Source organism: Pedobacter sp. UYEF25 (assembly GCF_054061655.1).
This window is the reverse complement of the sequence record NZ_JBSSEL010000014.1, coordinates 114389-131734: the sequence shown is the minus strand read 5'-3', so window position 1 is coordinate 131734 and position 17346 is coordinate 114389. Positions and strand designations below refer to the sequence as shown.

14 protein-coding genes are annotated in these 17346 nt (G+C 38.3%); 1 reads left to right on the top strand and 13 read right to left on the bottom strand.

The window, feature by feature from the left end:
* Positions 1–268: 268 nt before the first annotated feature.
* The 9 genes from ACVWYG_RS13995 to ACVWYG_RS13955 form a co-directional block, all read right to left on the bottom strand.
* The gene (locus ACVWYG_RS13995; RefSeq protein ID WP_457270851.1) at positions 269–1036 is read right to left on the bottom strand and encodes a YoaK family protein; all 768 of its coding nucleotides are present in this window, start codon (positions 1034–1036) and stop codon (positions 269–271) included.
* Positions 1037–1325: 289 nt separating this feature from the next.
* The gene (locus ACVWYG_RS13990) at positions 1326–2252 is read right to left on the bottom strand and encodes a mechanosensitive ion channel family protein (protein WP_457270850.1); all 927 of its coding nucleotides are present in this window, start codon (positions 2250–2252) and stop codon (positions 1326–1328) included.
* Positions 2253–2346: 94 nt separating this feature from the next.
* Complete coding sequence (gene thrC, locus ACVWYG_RS13985) at positions 2347–3654, bottom strand: threonine synthase (protein ID WP_457270849.1); 1308 nt, start codon at positions 3652–3654, stop codon at positions 2347–2349.
* A gap of 146 nt (positions 3655–3800) precedes the next feature.
* Positions 3801–4766, bottom strand: coding sequence for a homoserine kinase (locus ACVWYG_RS13980; protein WP_457270848.1), 966 nt, complete (start codon positions 4764–4766; stop codon positions 3801–3803).
* Between the two features lie 56 nt (positions 4767–4822).
* Positions 4823–7270 carry a bifunctional aspartate kinase/homoserine dehydrogenase I gene (gene thrA / locus ACVWYG_RS13975; RefSeq protein ID WP_457270847.1) on the bottom strand — a complete coding sequence of 816 codons (2448 nt, stop codon included), beginning with the start codon at positions 7268–7270 and terminating at the stop codon, positions 4823–4825.
* A 298-nt stretch (positions 7271–7568) separates the two neighbouring features.
* Positions 7569–7991 (bottom strand): hypothetical protein, encoded by a 423-nt coding sequence (locus tag ACVWYG_RS13970; protein WP_457270846.1) that lies wholly within the window; start codon positions 7989–7991, stop codon positions 7569–7571.
* 4 nt (positions 7992–7995) lie between these two features.
* Positions 7996–9435 (bottom strand): GMC oxidoreductase, encoded by a 1440-nt coding sequence (locus ACVWYG_RS13965; RefSeq protein ID WP_457270845.1) that lies wholly within the window; start codon positions 9433–9435, stop codon positions 7996–7998.
* Between the two features lie 14 nt (positions 9436–9449).
* Positions 9450–10487, bottom strand: a complete 1038-nt coding sequence (locus tag ACVWYG_RS13960) for a UbiA prenyltransferase family protein (RefSeq protein ID WP_457270844.1) — start codon at positions 10485–10487, stop codon at positions 9450–9452.
* A gap of 8 nt (positions 10488–10495) precedes the next feature.
* Positions 10496–11170, bottom strand: coding sequence for an HAD family hydrolase (locus ACVWYG_RS13955; RefSeq protein WP_457270843.1), 675 nt, complete (start codon positions 11168–11170; stop codon positions 10496–10498).
* Positions 11171–11236: 66 nt separating this feature from the next.
* On the opposite strand from ACVWYG_RS13955, the gene ACVWYG_RS13950 reads away from it, so the two are divergent.
* Positions 11237–12895 (top strand): glycosyltransferase family 39 protein, encoded by a 1659-nt coding sequence (locus ACVWYG_RS13950; protein ID WP_457270842.1) that lies wholly within the window; start codon positions 11237–11239, stop codon positions 12893–12895.
* Here the strand turns inward: ACVWYG_RS13950 and ACVWYG_RS13945 are convergent.
* The 4 genes from ACVWYG_RS13945 to ACVWYG_RS13930 all read right to left on the bottom strand — a co-directional run bounded on the left by ACVWYG_RS13945 (position 12873) and on the right by ACVWYG_RS13930 (position 17085).
* A complete protein-coding gene (locus ACVWYG_RS13945; protein ID WP_457270841.1) occupies positions 12873–13571 on the bottom strand; it encodes a class I SAM-dependent methyltransferase in 699 nt (232 codons plus the stop codon). The two genes, ACVWYG_RS13950 and ACVWYG_RS13945, sit on opposite strands and share 23 nt — an antisense overlap.
* 31 nt (positions 13572–13602) lie before the next feature.
* Complete coding sequence (locus ACVWYG_RS13940) at positions 13603–15003, bottom strand: MBL fold metallo-hydrolase RNA specificity domain-containing protein (RefSeq protein WP_457270840.1); 1401 nt, start codon at positions 15001–15003, stop codon at positions 13603–13605.
* A 73-nt stretch (positions 15004–15076) separates the two neighbouring features.
* On the bottom strand, positions 15077–15436 hold the full coding sequence (locus ACVWYG_RS13935; RefSeq protein ID WP_457270839.1) for a YtxH domain-containing protein: 360 nt from the start codon (positions 15434–15436) through the stop codon (positions 15077–15079).
* 137 nt (positions 15437–15573) lie between these two features.
* Positions 15574–17085: a DUF6600 domain-containing protein gene (locus ACVWYG_RS13930; protein WP_457270838.1), complete on the bottom strand. Its 1512-nt coding sequence runs from the start codon at positions 17083–17085 to the stop codon at positions 15574–15576.
* Between the last annotated feature and the right edge of the window lie 261 nt (positions 17086–17346).

Here is a 17346-nt window from a genome sequence, read left to right as displayed (position 1 = left end):
ACGCAAAGTAAGTCTCAAACTTATTAGCGATTATAGTTCACCTCTGCTTCCTTTTAAATTTCCGTATTATTTATCACTTTACAAACTAACGGTTAGCGATTGCAGAGGAAATCCTTTTTGTGAGGAACGATCAAAAAGATTGGAACGTAAAGCGCGACCCTCTTCAGGGTAACGCCCAAATTCTTTAAATCACACTTCAAAACAATTAACAGTGCGCATTAAACCAATCTGGCTATTTTTTTTAGAGCCACACAACATTACAAGAATCCTAATCGGGGATACTAATTAACTTGTCGGGATTAGGTTTGACCCGATATTTCCGTTTCAAATTATAGAAGCGAAATAGCAGACGATCATACCACAACGTAAATAACAATAGAGCTGCGGGGAAAATTAACGTTTTCATTGCAAAATGACCAAACAAAAAACCTCCAATAATTCCCCCGCTAAAAAAACAGGTTATAATCATCAATTTGAGGAGGATACTTCTATTGAGTTGCTTTTTAATTTCAACGTTTTTATGAAAGAATAATTGGGAAAGTTCTATCCCCAAATCAGTAAACAAACCGGTAAGGTGTGTGGTACGCACTACCGATTTTGATACCCTGGTTACCAAGGCGTTTTGTAATCCCATGGAAAACAATAATGCGGCGGCTAGCAAAATGAAAAACGGTGAACGCTTCTCGTGCAGCGAGGGTGCAGAAAAGCCAACTGCTAGCAAAATAGTTATCTCAATAAATATTGGGATAAGATAAGAAGTGTGAGGCCTATGTTTTGGCACCCATTCCATTATCAAACTCGATACAAAGGCACCAAACAAAAAGAATAGTATGTAACCGAGATAGACAAAGGCGATATTAAAATTATTTAATGAAAGTTCTTCTGAGAAAAACGCGAAATGGCCGGTAACGTTTGTAGTTAATGTATGCAACCCTAAAACCCCGGTAATGTTTACTATCCCGGCAACTCCTGATAAGATGGATGCTAATTTAAGATTATGTGAATAGGTTCTCCCTCTCCCCGTATGTCTAAACATTTGTCTATTCCTTTGTTGCAAATTTACAAAAACTCAAGCTTCTTATCTATTCGAGGATTTTGGTCTCGAAGGGTTGAAGTGAATGGAGCAAGGGATCTATTGATTGTAGAGATAAATGACGGAATTTGTTTATGATTGGCAGAGATGAGTCAGTTATTTTCTCTCATTAACCAATCATTTATAACTTTTAGGCCAATTCGTCAAATAACACATTATTGTAATGCGCTTAAACTTCTTTAACATCAGACCAAAACGTCCAAAGAAAATAAGACGGTATTAATTTTAAACTTTATTTAGAAGGCTGTACTTCAACATTACCTTTCATTATCGAAACCGGTATTGCTTTCTGACTTCCATAAAGCTTAATTTCTTGAATATCTGCAGGCAAGCTGTAACCGTTTTGCTCTAAAGCGTTCTTGACCGTGGTAATTACTTCTCCACGTTTTTTAACCGCATCTTTTCTAAACTCTTTGGTTGATACCCAAAAGAAGATTTTAATATTTACCGTGCTAACAGAAAGCTCATCAACAGTTGCATAGGTTTCATGATCTTCATCTTGATAAACACCTTCTGTACTGTTTACGGTTGCTAAAATTAGATCATGTGCTGCGTCAATATTATCTTCGTAAGCGATGCCGACTACAAAATCCCACCTAAACAAACCATCCTCCGTATAGTTAAATAACGGTAATTTGAGCACATCACTGTTCGGAATGTATACATCTCGTCCGTCAAAAGTTTTAACCTTGGTATACCTAAACTCCATTGATTTTACTTTGCCAAAAATTTCACCGCTTTTGATGGTATCGTTAATGTGAAATGGTCTATTAAATGACAAGATAATTCCGGCAAGGAAATTTTCTCCAATGTCTTTAAAGGCAAAGCCAATAATTACTGCAGATGCACCGGCTGCGGTTACTAGAGCTGTAGAAATACCATCTAAACCGGCAACTTTTAATCCGAAAAGAACAACTATAACGATTAAGATTATTTTAATGGTCTTACTTAAAAAGTTGGTCATGATGGGATCTTCCGTTTTATTACGGATGGTTTTTCTAAACAGTTGTGATAGTTTTTTAGAAAGAAAAATCCCTACAGCAATGACTAAAATTCCCAACAAAATGTCTGGCAATTGTGCTACAAAGTTTTTATAACTTACCTCGATAGATTTAAGTAATGTGTTAGAAAACAGTGTAGAAAGAATGGTATTGATCATTTGTCTGGTTTATATAGTATGATGCTACTATTGGTAAATTTTAACAAATTTCTGTTCAGTTTGTTTGTGGAAGATTTCTAGTGGAACAACTCAACTATTTTTTTAACAGATACTTTTTAAATCCGTTAAATTCTGGTTCTAATTGATCAGCGTGTTTGGGTTTATCAGCAAGCGTTGAAACCTGTGCAGGAATTTCGATACGCTTAGCAATATTTTTTGGGAAAATGTCTGGAAACTTGCAAGCATGCGCAGTAGACAAAAAGACAGCTGCACTTTTATCGTTTGGATGTTCTATCCTATATTTTTTAATGGCAAGATAAGCAATCGCGGTATGTGGACAGGCTACATAATCGAAGTTTTCAAAAATTTCTTTGATGCCTGCTAAGGTTTCCTCATCGTTAAAGCTTTTGGAAGAGATAACACTCTTTAATTCTACTATTTCTTCGCTGAACAAATCCATAATGCGTACCCAATTACTTGGAGCGCCTACATCCATCGCATTCGAGTAGGTTTGTATAGAAGGTTTTGCGTGATAAATACCAGTGTTTAGAAATCGGGGAACGGTGTCATTTACATTGGTCGCTGCAATGAATTGTTTTACCGGTAAACCCATTTTATAGGCTATGATACCGGCTCCGATGTTGCCAAAGTTGCCACTAGGGATTGAAAAAATAACCTCTTTAAAGCCTAATTTCTTTAGTTGTGCATAGGCATAGAAATAATAGAAGGTCTGCGGGATCATTCGTGCAATATTGATTGAATTTGCAGAGGTTAGCCTAAGTTCAGACCTTAACTCATCATCTCCAAAGGCTTCTTTTACCAGAGCTTGGCAATCATCAAATGTGCCGTTTATTTCTATCGCTCGAATGTTATTGCCGTTGGTAGTAAGCTGTAGTTCTTGTATTTCGCTTACTTTCCCCTTGGGATAAAGAATGGTAACTCTGGTGTTTTCTACATTTAAAAAACCAAGGGCAACGGCTCCACCGGTGTCTCCGGAAGTCGCAACTAAAACATCCAATAATTTTTCATCTGGATTTAAAAAATAGCCCATCACCCGACTCATAAATCGTGCGCCAAAATCTTTAAATGCAAGCGACGGACCATGGAAGAGCTCCAAGACAAAAGTTTTTTCATCAAGTTTTATTGCAGGCGCATCAAAATTTATCGCTTCATTAATAATAGCTCTTAAATCTTCTTTAGGAATTTCGTCTTTAAGCAGGGTGGAGGCCACCTCAAAAGCAATTTCTTGTAGAGATCTATTCTCAATGGAATCGATAAAAGAAGGTTTCAACTGCGGAATGGTTTCCGGCATATAAAGACCTTTATCTAGAGGTAAACTATTAAAAACTGCCTCTTTAAAAGAGACAAGGTGATTTTTATTGTTGGTGCTGTAGAGTTTCATACGGTTGGTAAATAGAAAATAAGTAAGCCATTGTTTAAGTTTTATTCGCCTGTCAGTCTGAGTTTATCGAAGACCCTTTTAAAAATATGCTTCGACAGGCTCAGCATGACAACCTGAGGTTGGACGGTTCGAAATTTAAAAAAGTTTTAAAGTATTCTTGGTCCTTCTGCGTTTATTGAAGAAACAAAAGTCTTACTTTCAATTTCTAACGCTTTTAAATATTGCTGTTGTTCCTCAACAATTTTATCGGCCGTTTCTTTATCTTTTGTAAGTGCAAATACCGAAGGTCCAGAGCCTGAAATGCCGAAACCAATTGCGCCAATATCCATCGCAATCTTTCTCAAATCGTCAAATCCGGGAATCAAGATGGAGCGTGTTGGCTCAATCAAAACATCCTTCATGCTGCGTCCAATTAAATCAAAATCTTGCATAAACAAACCGCTTACAAGTCCGGCAACGTTGCCCCATTGGGTAACGGCATCTTTCAAGAGCACTTTACTCTTGATCATTTGGCGGGCATCTTTTGTTGGAACATCTACCTCTGGGTAAACAATTGCGGCGAACATATTTGGCGGCGTTGGCAAAGAAATCACATCTAAAGGGTCGTAACTTCTTATCAACACAAAACCGCCCAATAATGCGGGTGCAACATTGTCGGCATGTCCATATCCACAGGCCAATTCTTCACCTTTCATGGCAAAAGGAACTAATTCCATAGCTGATAAAGGGCTTCCCATTAAATGATTGATGGCAAATAAACCCGCAACGGTACTGGCAGAGCTAGAACCAAGTCCGCTACCAATAGGCATTTTTTTATGAAGTTCTATTTCCACGCCAATGTCTAACCTATTGATGTGTTTTAGATAATATTGTACGCTAGCGCTTACTGTATTCTTTTCTGGAGCCAATGGCAATTTACCGTCGTCTCCGGTTATTTTGGTAATAATAACTCCTGGCTTATCGGTTAGCTTCATATCTACCACGTCGCCGGGTTCATTTACGGCGAAGCCGAGTACATCAAAACCGCAAACTACATTTGCCACTGTTGCTGGCGCAAAAACTTTTACTTCCCCCAAACCGCCAAAGGGGGATTTTATCTTTCTATCGTTCATTTATTATCTTAAATTTCTTTTATCATTTTTCCGCTCCTCTTTAGGGGTTGGGGGGCTTAAGGTGTTCCAACATTTACAATATCTGCAAAAACTCCAGCAGCTGTCACTTCTGCCCCTGCACCCGGACCTTTTACTACCAATGGTCTGTCCTTGTATCTGTCTGTTGTGAAAGAGATTACATTATCGCTGCCAGAAAGCATGTAGAAAGGGTGATTCTCATCTACCATTTGCAAGCTAATAGACACTTCTCCATGTTCTAATTGACCAATATAACGTAACACCTTTTTTTGTTCTTTTGCGGTGTTTTTTAAGTCTTCGAAATAAGGAGCGTTTTGCTGAAGTTGCTCATAAAAATCTTCTACACTCGTAGCATTTAAACAGGCATCGGGCAAAATATTATCAATTTTTACGTCGACCGATTCTAAAGGATAGCCTGCATCTCGAGCCAAGATGAGCATCTTTCGCATAAAGTCTTTTCCATTCAAATCGTCTCGGGGATCGGGTTCGGTATAGCCGAGTTCTTGCGCCTCTTTTACCGTTTCGTAAAAACCTTTACTGCCTTTAAAATTATTGAAGATGTACGAGATCGTACCAGACAATATGGCTTCTATTTTAGCAACTTTATCGCCACTAATCATTAGTTCTTTAAGTGTTCTGATGATTGGAAGTCCGGCGCCAACATTCGTCTCGTAATAGAAATCTACACCAAACTTTCTTGCGGTATCTTTAAAAGATTTATACTGTGCGAAACTAGCTGAGTTCCCTTTTTTATTACACGTTACAATGGAAATGCTACTTTCAAAAACGGTTTGATAGAAACTGATTGGAACTTCACTAGCGGTATTGTCTACAAAAACGCAGTTTGGCAGGTTTAAATCCTTCATCTGCTGTATAAAGGTTTTTAATTCTGCTGGTTGTCCATGGTCGGTCAGATGATTTTCCCAGTTTTCCAGCGATAATCCATTGGCGTCAAAAGCCATTTTCCGAGTATTACTAATGCCCACTACCTTCACTTGCAAATCATTATTTGCAGCCAAGAAAGGCATTTGCTCTTTTAATTGCGCAAATAAGGTTTTGCCGATGTTTCCTGTTCCCAAGCAGAAAATATTTAATGTTCTTTTTAAATCGGTAAAGAAGGCATCATGTACAGCGTTTACTGCTTTCGAAAGATCAGTGGCGGAGATGATCACAGAAATGTTATATTCTGAACTTCCCTGTGCGATTGCACGAACATTTATGCCGTTCCTACCTAAAGAGTGGAACAAGCGACCGCTCATACCTGGCGTACGTTTCATGTTTTCGCCCACGATGGCAAGCACAGATAGGTTGTTTTCTACTACTGGATATTCGAGCTTTTTAGCTTCAAGTTCCAGTTCAAATTCCTTCTGTATAAAATTTATCGCTGTATTGGCATCGCTTGGCTTTACAGCAAAAGTGATGCTGTGTTCAGAACTAGATTGAGTTATAAGTACAATGTTAATCTGCTCTCTAGATAGTAACGAGAATAACCTGCCACTAAAACCAGCTTTTCCAACCATACCACTTCCGGTTAGATTAATAATGCTAATTTGATTAATGGAAGAAATTCCTTTAATAGGCAGTTTGGAAGTCTGTACGTCGCTTCTGATGTAAGTTCCTTCAAAGTCTGGTTGGAACGTATTTTTAATTACGATAGGAATTTTTTTCAAAAAAGCTGGAATCATTGTTGGCGGATAGATCACCTTTGCGCCAAAATAGCTCAGTTCCATGGCTTCTGTGTAGCTTAGCTCTGGCAGTGAAAAAGCTTTCCTAACCATTCTCGGGTCGGCAGTCATCATGCCATTTACGTCCGTCCAGATTTGTATTTCGCTTGCTTTTATTGCAGCGCCCCAAATCGCTGCAGTATAATCAGAACCTCCGCGGCCAAGTGTAGTCAATCTTCCGGCATTATTGGTGCCGATAAATCCTGTTACAAAAAGAATGTGGTTCGCATTGGCTTGATAGAAATCATTTATTAACAGTTCTGAAAGGGCCGTATCTACCTTTGCTTGGCCATAGTTATCGTCTGTTTTAATTAATTCAGAACCGTCAACAAAAATAGCTGATTTTAACGTTTGTGAGGCAATGTGTGCCACCAATACAGTGGAGCAGCGTTCTCCATAGCTTAGAATATGGTCTTTGGTTTGCAGGCTGAGCTCTTTTAAATTGCTAACTGCCGATAATAACTCTTCGAGTTGATTAAAGAAGATTTTTAGCTTAGTAAAAACTGGATTTTGCGCTGCTGCAGGTAACAGCGTTCTGACTACGGCGAAGTGTTTGGCTTCTATTTCCTTCAGAGAAACATCATAATCTTCTCCTAGCTCGGCGCTCTCTGCCATTTCTGTTAGTAAATTTGTTACACCGCTCAAAGCAGACAAGACTACAACAGGATTGTCAAAACCAGATTCTTCAGCAACAATGCCCAGCAGTGTTCTTATATTTTCGGCTGTACCTACAGATGTTCCACCGAATTTTAAAATTTTCATAATTTATTGTTAAAAAAAAACGTCCCGATTGTTTATCGGGACGTCTTCTGTATGTTTATGTTTTTTCAATGTACAACAAACTAGTCCCGCTCGTAAATCCCGCCGGTAATAATTATGGTTGTTATAATTGAAGAGTTATTGATCATGCTTATTGTTTTTATCGAGGCGTAAAATAGCAGATTATTTTTGGCATTTGCAAACACTTTGAAACATTAGTTTTAATTTTTTAACAAATTTGATTTTTTGATGCAAAAATAGCATCTGTGTGCATGATTTTTTTCTTTAAGATCTATGCTTCTTAAATAGACGTCGGAGGATAAATTACAAAGGAAAAAGGATTTGGGATGGGAGATTTATATGGGCTGTAGAGTCCTAAATAGTTTATTTCTCTTGAGGTATCAGTTTTGTAGATGAAAAAATCTGTCGACAATAGAAAGTATCTTACCAATTCTGTGAGTGAATTGGAATCTTTAATAGTATAGTTTAAATAATAAAAGGTTTTCCATTTTGCCGTTTCTAATAGATTGTTTTTGTTGTGTTCGAAATAGTCGTTCACATATTGCGCTGCAATGTTTGGTGCCAGTTGTAAATAAGACAATTCTTTTGTGATTAAAGTGACCGCAAATTCTTTTATAGATGGAGCAACAAAGTACAGGGCTGGGGGAATAATAGCCACGCCGAGTGCCACTCCAGATAACCTTATAAAATTTCGCCTTTTCATGCTATTAAAAAGATTTATCTGCAGCCCATAACGAAAGTGCAGAGAGTGTTAAACTTGGGTTTGACGGCGAAAAAGTGGTAAAAGCACCGGCACCAAGCACAAAAAGATTTCTATATTGATGATGAATTAAGTGTTTATCAACAACACCTAAACTTGCATTTGTGCTCATTCTAGTGCCTCCTATAATATGCCCTTCATTTGGGAAGGGTTCTAGAAATTCTAATTTTTCTACTGGTAAACAAGATAGAATTTTGGGCATTTTTAACTTCATATTTTCTACTGCCTTCAATGTATACTCTGATCTGCCACTAAACGTTACTTTCGGCACAAATCTATTTTCTGTGGTGGTGATGTTATTGGTGTCTTGTGGCAAATCTTCAAAAAGCATCCTAATACTGGCCATATTTAGCCACTTGTCTTTTTCTAAACGGAAATAATAAGGTGCATTGCTCACTTCCATCAAACAACCGGCAAAATCCTTTCTATGGTCGCCATCATAAAGCATGTAACCGTTTGCATTTACCCAAGTGCTGCCGCCAGCATTGCTCATCCCATCTAAATAAATTAAAACCTGCGTGCCCAGTTGTTCTCCAAAACCCCTTCCTGTAAATTTATTTTTATCGCCTGCATTAAGTAGAATATTACAATTAAAAAAAGGATTTGCACCTAGAACGATGGTTTCGCCTACAGCTTTTTGCTCCTTCTCATCTTTTACAAACAATACTTCTTTTACACTATCATTTTGGAGCGTAAGACTGTAAACTTGGGCACCATAGACTAATTCTACCCTTTCATCTTCATAAACCCCAATCTGAGAATTTTCTATGGTAAATTTTGCGTCTTTCGGACAAACATCGCAGGCGCTAGAGCTCATACACTGATTTCTTCCTTTGGTGGCACGACTTGCACGTGCAGAAGGTTGACTAATGTATTTGTTGCCGTAGGTTTTATGAAGAATTTTATCTACCAAACTGAATTCATGCGGTGGAAGCGGATATTTTCCTTTTCTGGGGAAAGGCGTATCCTCGGGCCCAGAAACAGACATTAGCTCTTCTGCCTCGTAATAATATGGGTCTAAATCGTTGTAATCTACAGGCCAGTCTTGCTCGATGCCATAAGTTGTTTTCATTTTAAAATCGCTCGGCATAAATCTAGGCGTGCAACCCCACCAACAATTAGAGCAACCGCCCATTCCGGTGGTAAATGGCCAACGCTTTTCTTTATTTACATTTAAAATGGCTTTTTCCCATGGCTCTTCATATTTTTCAAACGCTGTCGGTTCGCCTCTTTTAAGTTTCAATCGCTCTGCGTGAGGATAATTATAGCCTCTCTCTAGCACTAAAACATTTACTGTTGGTTTAGCTTTCGAAAGGTATTTTTTTAAAAAAAAGGAAGAAGCGAAGCCGGTTCCTACCACCACTAAATCATAGTTGTCTTTCTTCATGAATTTACTAACCACTAGTAATTATTTGCATTCTGTAAAAACCAATGTAACCAAGGGATGTCTACAAACATCAAAACACAAATTAAAATGGCAAATAATACCAAGTAAGTCATAAACCACTTGCGCACATACAATTTTTCTGAACCTTGTACAGGAGAGTCATTTAATAGCCCGATTCTTAAATACCAAGAAAATAGCAACGCAAAAAATGGAAAACTGACTAGTAATTCTATTCGATCTTTAATTAAAAAAATACCCATAAAAAATGCACAGGTTATTGCATAGAAAAACATTGAAACGAGTAGGCTATTTTCTGTATAAAACTTAAATGACCGTCGGTATAATCCAGCCAGTTCAGCATCGCCTATAAGTCTGAATTCTGCAAAACGCTTGGTCGCCATTAAAAATGCGCCGCCCATCCAATAGGCCAGCATTATACTTAAGGGAGGAAATGTATTGATCCAATCCAAATCCCATTTGGTATTCGGAATGCCCAGCGCAGGACTGAAAATAAACCAGCCGGCTGCAAATCTAATCGGGTTATTGATAGATTCTGAAAGGACATCTAAAAAAACACGTTCTTTGCTTCTAAACGGACGGACGTTATAGATGACGCCCATGCAGAGCAAAACAGTTGCTGTGACCAGAAACTTTATAGATACCGTTGAAGCTAAGCCCAAACCGACGAGGGCTAAAAAAGTATATTCTATATAAATGATCTTCGGATTTACTTTTGTAACAACTAGTGAACGTTTTTTTTTGAGCGGATGAAATCGATCGTAATCAACGTCTAAAAATTCGTTTATAACATAATTTGCAGAAGCAATGAGACAAATGCTTAATAAGCCAAAAATTATTTTTACCAATAACTGATTGCTATATGGCGTATGAAAAAGCGCCAGTGCGAAAACCATGCCGGGCAGCATAAAGACGTTTTTTATCCAGTTATCAACCCTTGCTATTTTGATGTATTGTTTTAACCCTGCGGTTTTTTGAAAGATATGGCTGGCTGCGGAAGCCACGCTATCGGTTTGGGACGAGTGCGAAATCATGTTAGTAATTATTTCATTAATTGTTTAGATAAAGCTAAGTAAAAGTCGGTAACTGCGGCGCTTTCATTCATCAAGAGGAATTGTACGCCAGTATTTGATGCACATGCTCCGTCTAACTCCAGTCTGTCTCCAATATAAAGACATTTTTGAGGGTTTTCGATGTCGAAATGCCTCAATACATAATTCAATCCGTTAACGGCTGGTTTTAGTGCATTAATTTCAACATCTGTTGCACTGACATTTAAATCGGTAGCAAGCTTCAAGCTGGCTAATTTCGCTTTTGCGTTATAATCTGATAAAGTTGCTACTGCAATTCCTTTGTATTTTAAGTCTTTAAAGAATGTGTGCACGCCAGAGAAGACAAAAGGTAATAAAAATTTATTTGGGGCTTCAAAAATCCACTTATTAACAATTGCTTTAATCTTTTCTACTGAAGCATTTGTTTTGGTCTGACACCACTCATACTGTTTTTGTTCTAGGTTTGTGCCAATAAATCCAGCATGGTTTTCTCGTTCCTTTCTAAAATGGTACAGTATCCATAACTCTTTAAGCTGCCAAGGCCGTAAAAAAAAATGTTTCAATAGAACCTTCAACATTTTTTTTCTCAACAACGTTTGATTGTATAGCGTTCCATCCACATCTAGCACTACTAGTTCTATTTTGTCCCAATCGATAACCTGCATACTAAAAGATAACTTTTTAAAATTAGAAAAAAATTAGATATTGCACTGAGTTAATCTCTTAAAAACATGTTATTTAGTTTTAAAACCATATCTCGTTCAGAAAATAAAAAGGCCCATACTTTTTTGTTGATCTTGGTTTTTTTAGGAATTTTTTTTAGGCTATACCAATACTTTTACAATCATTCGTTGTGGATGGATGAAACTTATCTAAGCATAAGTTTATTTAAAAAGAGTTATTACGAATTGGCCACTACTTCTCTTCTAAAGCAACAGAAAGCACCATTAGGTTTCTTGTGGCTGATTAAGCTTTTTATAAATTTATTTGGAAACTCAGAATATATCTTAAGGCTGGTGTCTTTAATTTCTGGGATAGCCACACTATTTATCTTTATTCCGGTTGCAAAGTTTTTCTTAAATTATTGGGGCGTGTTGGTTGCAGTGGGTATTTTAGCGCTCGCCCCTGCCTTTGTACATCACAGCGTGGAGGTTAAGCAATACGGAACAGAACTTTTCGCTACCGTGCTATTGCTTTACTTTTATATTAAGTACCGAGAAAAAAATACGCTATTGTCTAGAATTGTCTGGGCACTAGTCGGAGCAATCACATTATGGTTTTCTTACGCAGCTATATTTGTGGCTGCGGGTATTGCTGTAGGGTTAAGTTTAGAGTTTTTAATCATCAAGAATTGGCGTTTTTTTTATTGCAATGCAGCGGTTTTTTTGGTTTGGATGTTGAGCTTTCTCTTAAATTATGTCTTCATAATCCATGCGCACGCAGAATCACCGTGGACAAAATATTGGTTTGACGCCTACCACACTTTTATGCCGTTTCCCCCAAAAAATATTGCTGATTTAATCTGGTTTCCCCTAACTATTTACAGGATGTTTGACTATCCATTAGGGTTGCTCTGGAATTTTATGCCAAACTTTTCCAATAAGATATTAGCGGTATTAATAAAAATGCCGTTTATCCCAATTATAGCTTTGTTAAGTGGTATATACGCGTTAATAAAAGGAAAAAGAGAATATTTGATGGTTTTTTCTTTTTCAATTTTGTTTACTTTTTTTGCTTCTGGTTTAAAATTTTATCCATTGGTAGAGCGGTTCTGGGTGTTTATCGCTCCGATATTTTTAATCATCATCGGTTCATCGGTAGATTTTGTGGCAGCTCAATTCAAATCTAAATCTTTTACCTTATTGGCTGCGATGCTAATAATTTTTTCGCCTTTGGTACAATCAACAATTTACGTTATTCATCCAACAGAATTTTTTCTCCATAAAAGATCTTTTCACAGAGAAGCTTTCAATTACATTAATAACCATTTTCAGGCCGGTGATGTGGTTTATGTTTATTGGAATGATTTGGCTGCGTTGCAGGTTTACGAAATGATAAATAAATATAAGTTTAAGGCAATAGAGGGAACGGATGTTAGAAATCGCTCTAATAACTACGACGATTATTATAAGAAACTTAAGCCAGATTTTAAAAAATTAGAAGGCAAGAGAGTTTGGTTGATGGTTAATACCTATTTTGTTTCTGACATCGGAGATTTGGTTGATGAACCAATTTGGTACTATCGCGATAGCGAGACGCCACCGAAGCATCTGATCTGCCAGTTTTCAAAAATGGGCAAAAAAATAGCTCAATTTCGTTCGGCAGATGTTGATGTTTTCTTATTTGATTTAAATAAAGAGCGAATCCTTAAGCCGATTCAGGAAAAGTAAGTTTAACTAGAAATTGATCTTCGCCATCATCAAGAATAATTTCGGCATAGCCCCCGTTTTTTTCTGCAGTCTTTATGATGGTTTCTTTGTCGAGATATACCCAGTTGAACCAATCACCCGTTTGGCCGTTATATTCATATTGGTAAGAAACTTCTCCAAAATACTTATCAGTTGGTTTTGGTAAATCTTGATATAAGTACGAAATGTCGGAGCTATCGAAGAGCATCTGACCGTCTACATTTAGCAATTTTTTTGCGTTGTGGATGAAGTTTTCAAAACCTGCTAGAGAACCGGTGAGACCGATACCATTCATCAACATTAAAATGGTATCATACGTTTCTTTTGGGGCAAATTGAAAAATATCTGCCACAAAAGCTTTTTTTACGCCTCTATCTTTCATTATTTTCACTGCTGTCGCTGAAATATCTAGAGCAGTTACATCAACATTAAAGCCTTGTAACACTAGCGCATGACTACCAACACCGGCACCAATATCTAAAATTTTTCCTTTGCATAAATGAAGCGCGCTTAATTCCAGGTCTGGCATTTCTTCTTGGTCTCTAAAAAAGAAGTCGACAGGCATTTCTTCTGCTTCTGCATAGGAATTATGCAAAACCAGTATGTCAGCTTCGCCAGTTTGGTAAAAATCTAAAATTGCTCTCCCGAAAACATCCATGATTTTTTTGCTTAAAGCGAATGATTAACTTTTATGAGAGCTTAAATTCTTGGTGATATTCTGGTATTTGCACATCATTAAAGCCGTGGTCGTTTAGTGTTTTTGCAAAATGCTGCTGTACGTCGTAATCGCCGTGCACTAAAAACAATTGTATTACCTTTTTAGGGTCTTGGCAAGAAACAAACTGTAATAAATCTTCATAATCGCCGTGTGCACTCATAGATCTTATGCTTTCCACCTCTGCTTCGACAGTATAATCTTTATGAAAAATATCCACTACCTTTTTGCCAGCCATTAATTCTCCGCCAAGTGATCCTGGCGAGCAATATCCAACCAATAAGATGGTATTTTTTTTGTTATTGATGTTGTTTTTTATATGGTGTTTTACTCTACCTGCATCGGCCATGCCAGAAGCAGAGATTATTACGCAGGGTCTCGGATCGCTGTTTAAAGCTTTAGATTGTTCTACACTTTCTATGAACTCCAATCCTTTAAAAGCGAAAACATCATGATCGACTTTTAGCGTTTCTTTAACACCATTATTATAAACTTCTGGATGATTTTTTAAAACTGCTGTTGCTTTTGAGGACAGCGGACTGTCTACGTAGTACCTAACATCTGGAAGTTTTCCTTTTAGCTCTAACGCATTTAAGGCATACAATAATTCTTGGGTCCTTCCGACGCTAAAAGCGGGGATGATAAGCTTGCCTTTTTTATCCACACAGGTATGTTCCACCATTTGGAACAATTGGTGTTCTATAGGCGCTAGATCTTTGTGCAGGGAATCTCCATAAGTAGATTCCAACACAATGTAATCAGCCTGCTCGAAAACCTGAGGACTGTTCAGCAGTAGATCTCCGTATCTGCCTACATCGCCGCTAAAAGTTAATTTTGTTATTGTTCCGTTTTCTAGAAGACTTAGATGGACCGCAGCACTTCCTAAAATGTGGCCTGCATCCGTAAATTGCAGTTTAATGTCCGGCGCTATTTCAAAAATATCATTATAAGCGACAATTTTACAAAGGCCAATTGTTTTAATAACATCTTGTTCTGTATAGAGTGGTTGCTCTACTTCCTCTGCATCTCTACGATGCCGATTCATATAGTCTGCATCCTGTTCCTGTATGTGCGCAGAATCCATTAACAAAATCCGAGCGAGATCCATTGTTGCTGAAGTGCAAAAAATACGGCCTTCGAAACCCTGTGCCACTAAGCGAGGCAAAAGTCCGCAATGATCTATGTGTGCGTGAGAGAGGATTACGTGAGTAACTTGTTTGGCATCAAAACCAAAATATTCATTTAATTTCTCCGTCGCATGACCCATTCCCTGAAATAGGCCACAATCTAGTAATATTTGCGTTTGGTTACTGAGCGTAATTAGGTGCTTGCTACCGGTTACAGTTCTAGCAGCGCCATGGAAAGCAATTTTCATTTTAGCTTGTTTATTGCTCAATATAAATAAAAAATGCCGGGATTTCCCGGCATTTGAAAATCTTTAATTATTGTTAAGCATACCTATTCTTAGCTTTTTTTGCTGTTCTCTCTGCAGCGTCAAATGCTTCGCCTTTATAATCTTCGTAAGTATCTCTTGCCCGATCCGCTAACTTTTCAGCAGAATGTCTGGCTTGATCTTTATAGTCGTCATATCTATCTTTAGCCCTATCTGCAACATTTTCAGCAACATTTACTGCCTTATCTTTATACTCAGAATATTTGTCTTTACTGGCATCGATTAAATCGCTCAACCAATCTTCAACCTTACTTTTCAGGTCGCTATTAGAGTTAGAAGAAAGTGCTAGCGCAATTGTGGCGCCGAGTGCTGCACCCGCTAACACGCCAACTATAATTTTTGTATCCTTAGTCATAATTTTGATTATTTTAGAAGAATAACACATTCGGGGTTAAGCTGTTTTATTTATTTTAAAATTCAAGTACTTTTCCATGACGTTCACTTGATTCTAGTGTAAAAAAAAGATCGGCCGTTTGGCCGATCTTAAATAATTTATCCTCCTCGTGAAGGTCTTCCTGTTTCTTTACTGGCTTCTCTGCGGGGTGGGGCAGGTTGTTGTTTCTGTTGTGGTGCACGCTCAACCCGTTGCGGCTGTTGGCGAGCTTGTTCCTGGCGCTGCGACTGTTCCTGTTGCGCGCGCTGATTCCTTTGCTGCGCCGCCTGTTGCTGGGCCTGAACTTGTTGTGTACGTTGGGCCTGTTGCTGCTGAGCCTGTACCGCTTGTTCCTGTACGCGTTGTGCCCTTTGTTGCTGCTCCTGACGTTGGTCTGTTGCTGCCTGTTGCCGTTGAACTTGTTGATCGGTTTGCGCACGCTGTTGCTGAATCTGTTCCGCTTGCTGTGCCCTTTGGATTCTTTGTTGACCTTGTTGCTGCTTTGCAATGTCGGCATTGGCGCGTTGGCTAGTCGCATCTACATTTCTATTCTGCCTAGCATTTGTCTGATCAACAGGGGGTGAAATTCTATCTTGAGTGGCTGGATTTCTATCCATCACATTTCCACCATCCGCCCGGGTGCCGCCACTATTGGCAACGCCACGTTGAGGCCTTGCAATTGAAGTTTGTCCGGGATTGCTAGTTTGATCTGTAACACTCCTGTTTCCTTGACTCGTATTTGCCCTATTCGTATTGTCGTTTACGTTTGAACCTGTTCGCTCAGGGCGACTACCTATATTTCTATTCGCAGTAGCAATACTTCCTTTTTGAAAATCTTTCGGAACTGCGGTTCTGTTTGAAACACCACGTTCTGGCCTTGGCCTGTAAATATTTACCTCTGTGTTGTTTACCGCACTCGCGCCTGGTCTATCACTTCGATTAACTCTATAAACCGTTACATCTCTATTGGTTGCTCTGTGAATGTCAGACCTACTCGGACCGCCATAATAGGTTCTTCTGTTATATACATAGGTATTGTTTATAATGGTCGTATTTCGTATGTAGACGTTATTTTGGCCATAATTATACCTTGAATAAGAATTGCTGTAGATTGATCGCTGCGGAATAAAGTTCCAGCAATAGGTAGGTACTACATATCTTCGGCCAAAACTTATGTTAATATTTATCCTTGGACCCATAGGCGCCCAACCGTAATATCCGCCGCCACTGCGCCAATCTACCCAAGCAGGGCCCCAATTTGTGTCTGGCAACCAAATCCATTGTCTATAACTGTTGTAAACCCAACGGCCATAGTGAAAAGGTGCCCATCCCCAATCATAATTAGAAACCCAGGTATTTCCATACTCGGTCATTGCCCATCTTCCTTGGGTATAATAAGGCCTAAATTCGTTTTGATCTACGTCCGGCCGCCAAACATATCCATATCGAGGATCCTGAATCCAGGTTCCGTACGGCGATAGCTCGTCGTAAAATGTTTGCAAAGATACATTTGAATCATTGCTGTAATTGTTTTGATTTCCATCACCATAGTCTTGCGCCCTAACAATTGTGGTTCCGGCAAGGAGCGTAAAAAGCCCCAGCACAAGTGCCGTAGTTTTAAGTTTTTTCATTTGTTTTTATTTTAATAACCTATTGTGTGTATAGCAATTAGAGTTCCAAAACATTAAAAAGTTTAATATGCTTGCATAGTTTTTGTTTTTTAGCCTCCACTTATTTGATTTGGCTATATTTTACCTTATTTAACGTTTCTAACAATATTTAATTATTTGCAAAAAGGTTAGATGCCCTATATTATTTGCTACAATGTCCCTTGCTCGAAAATACATTTTGTGTCTATCTACCGTTTGCACGCACATATTAATTTAATTGTG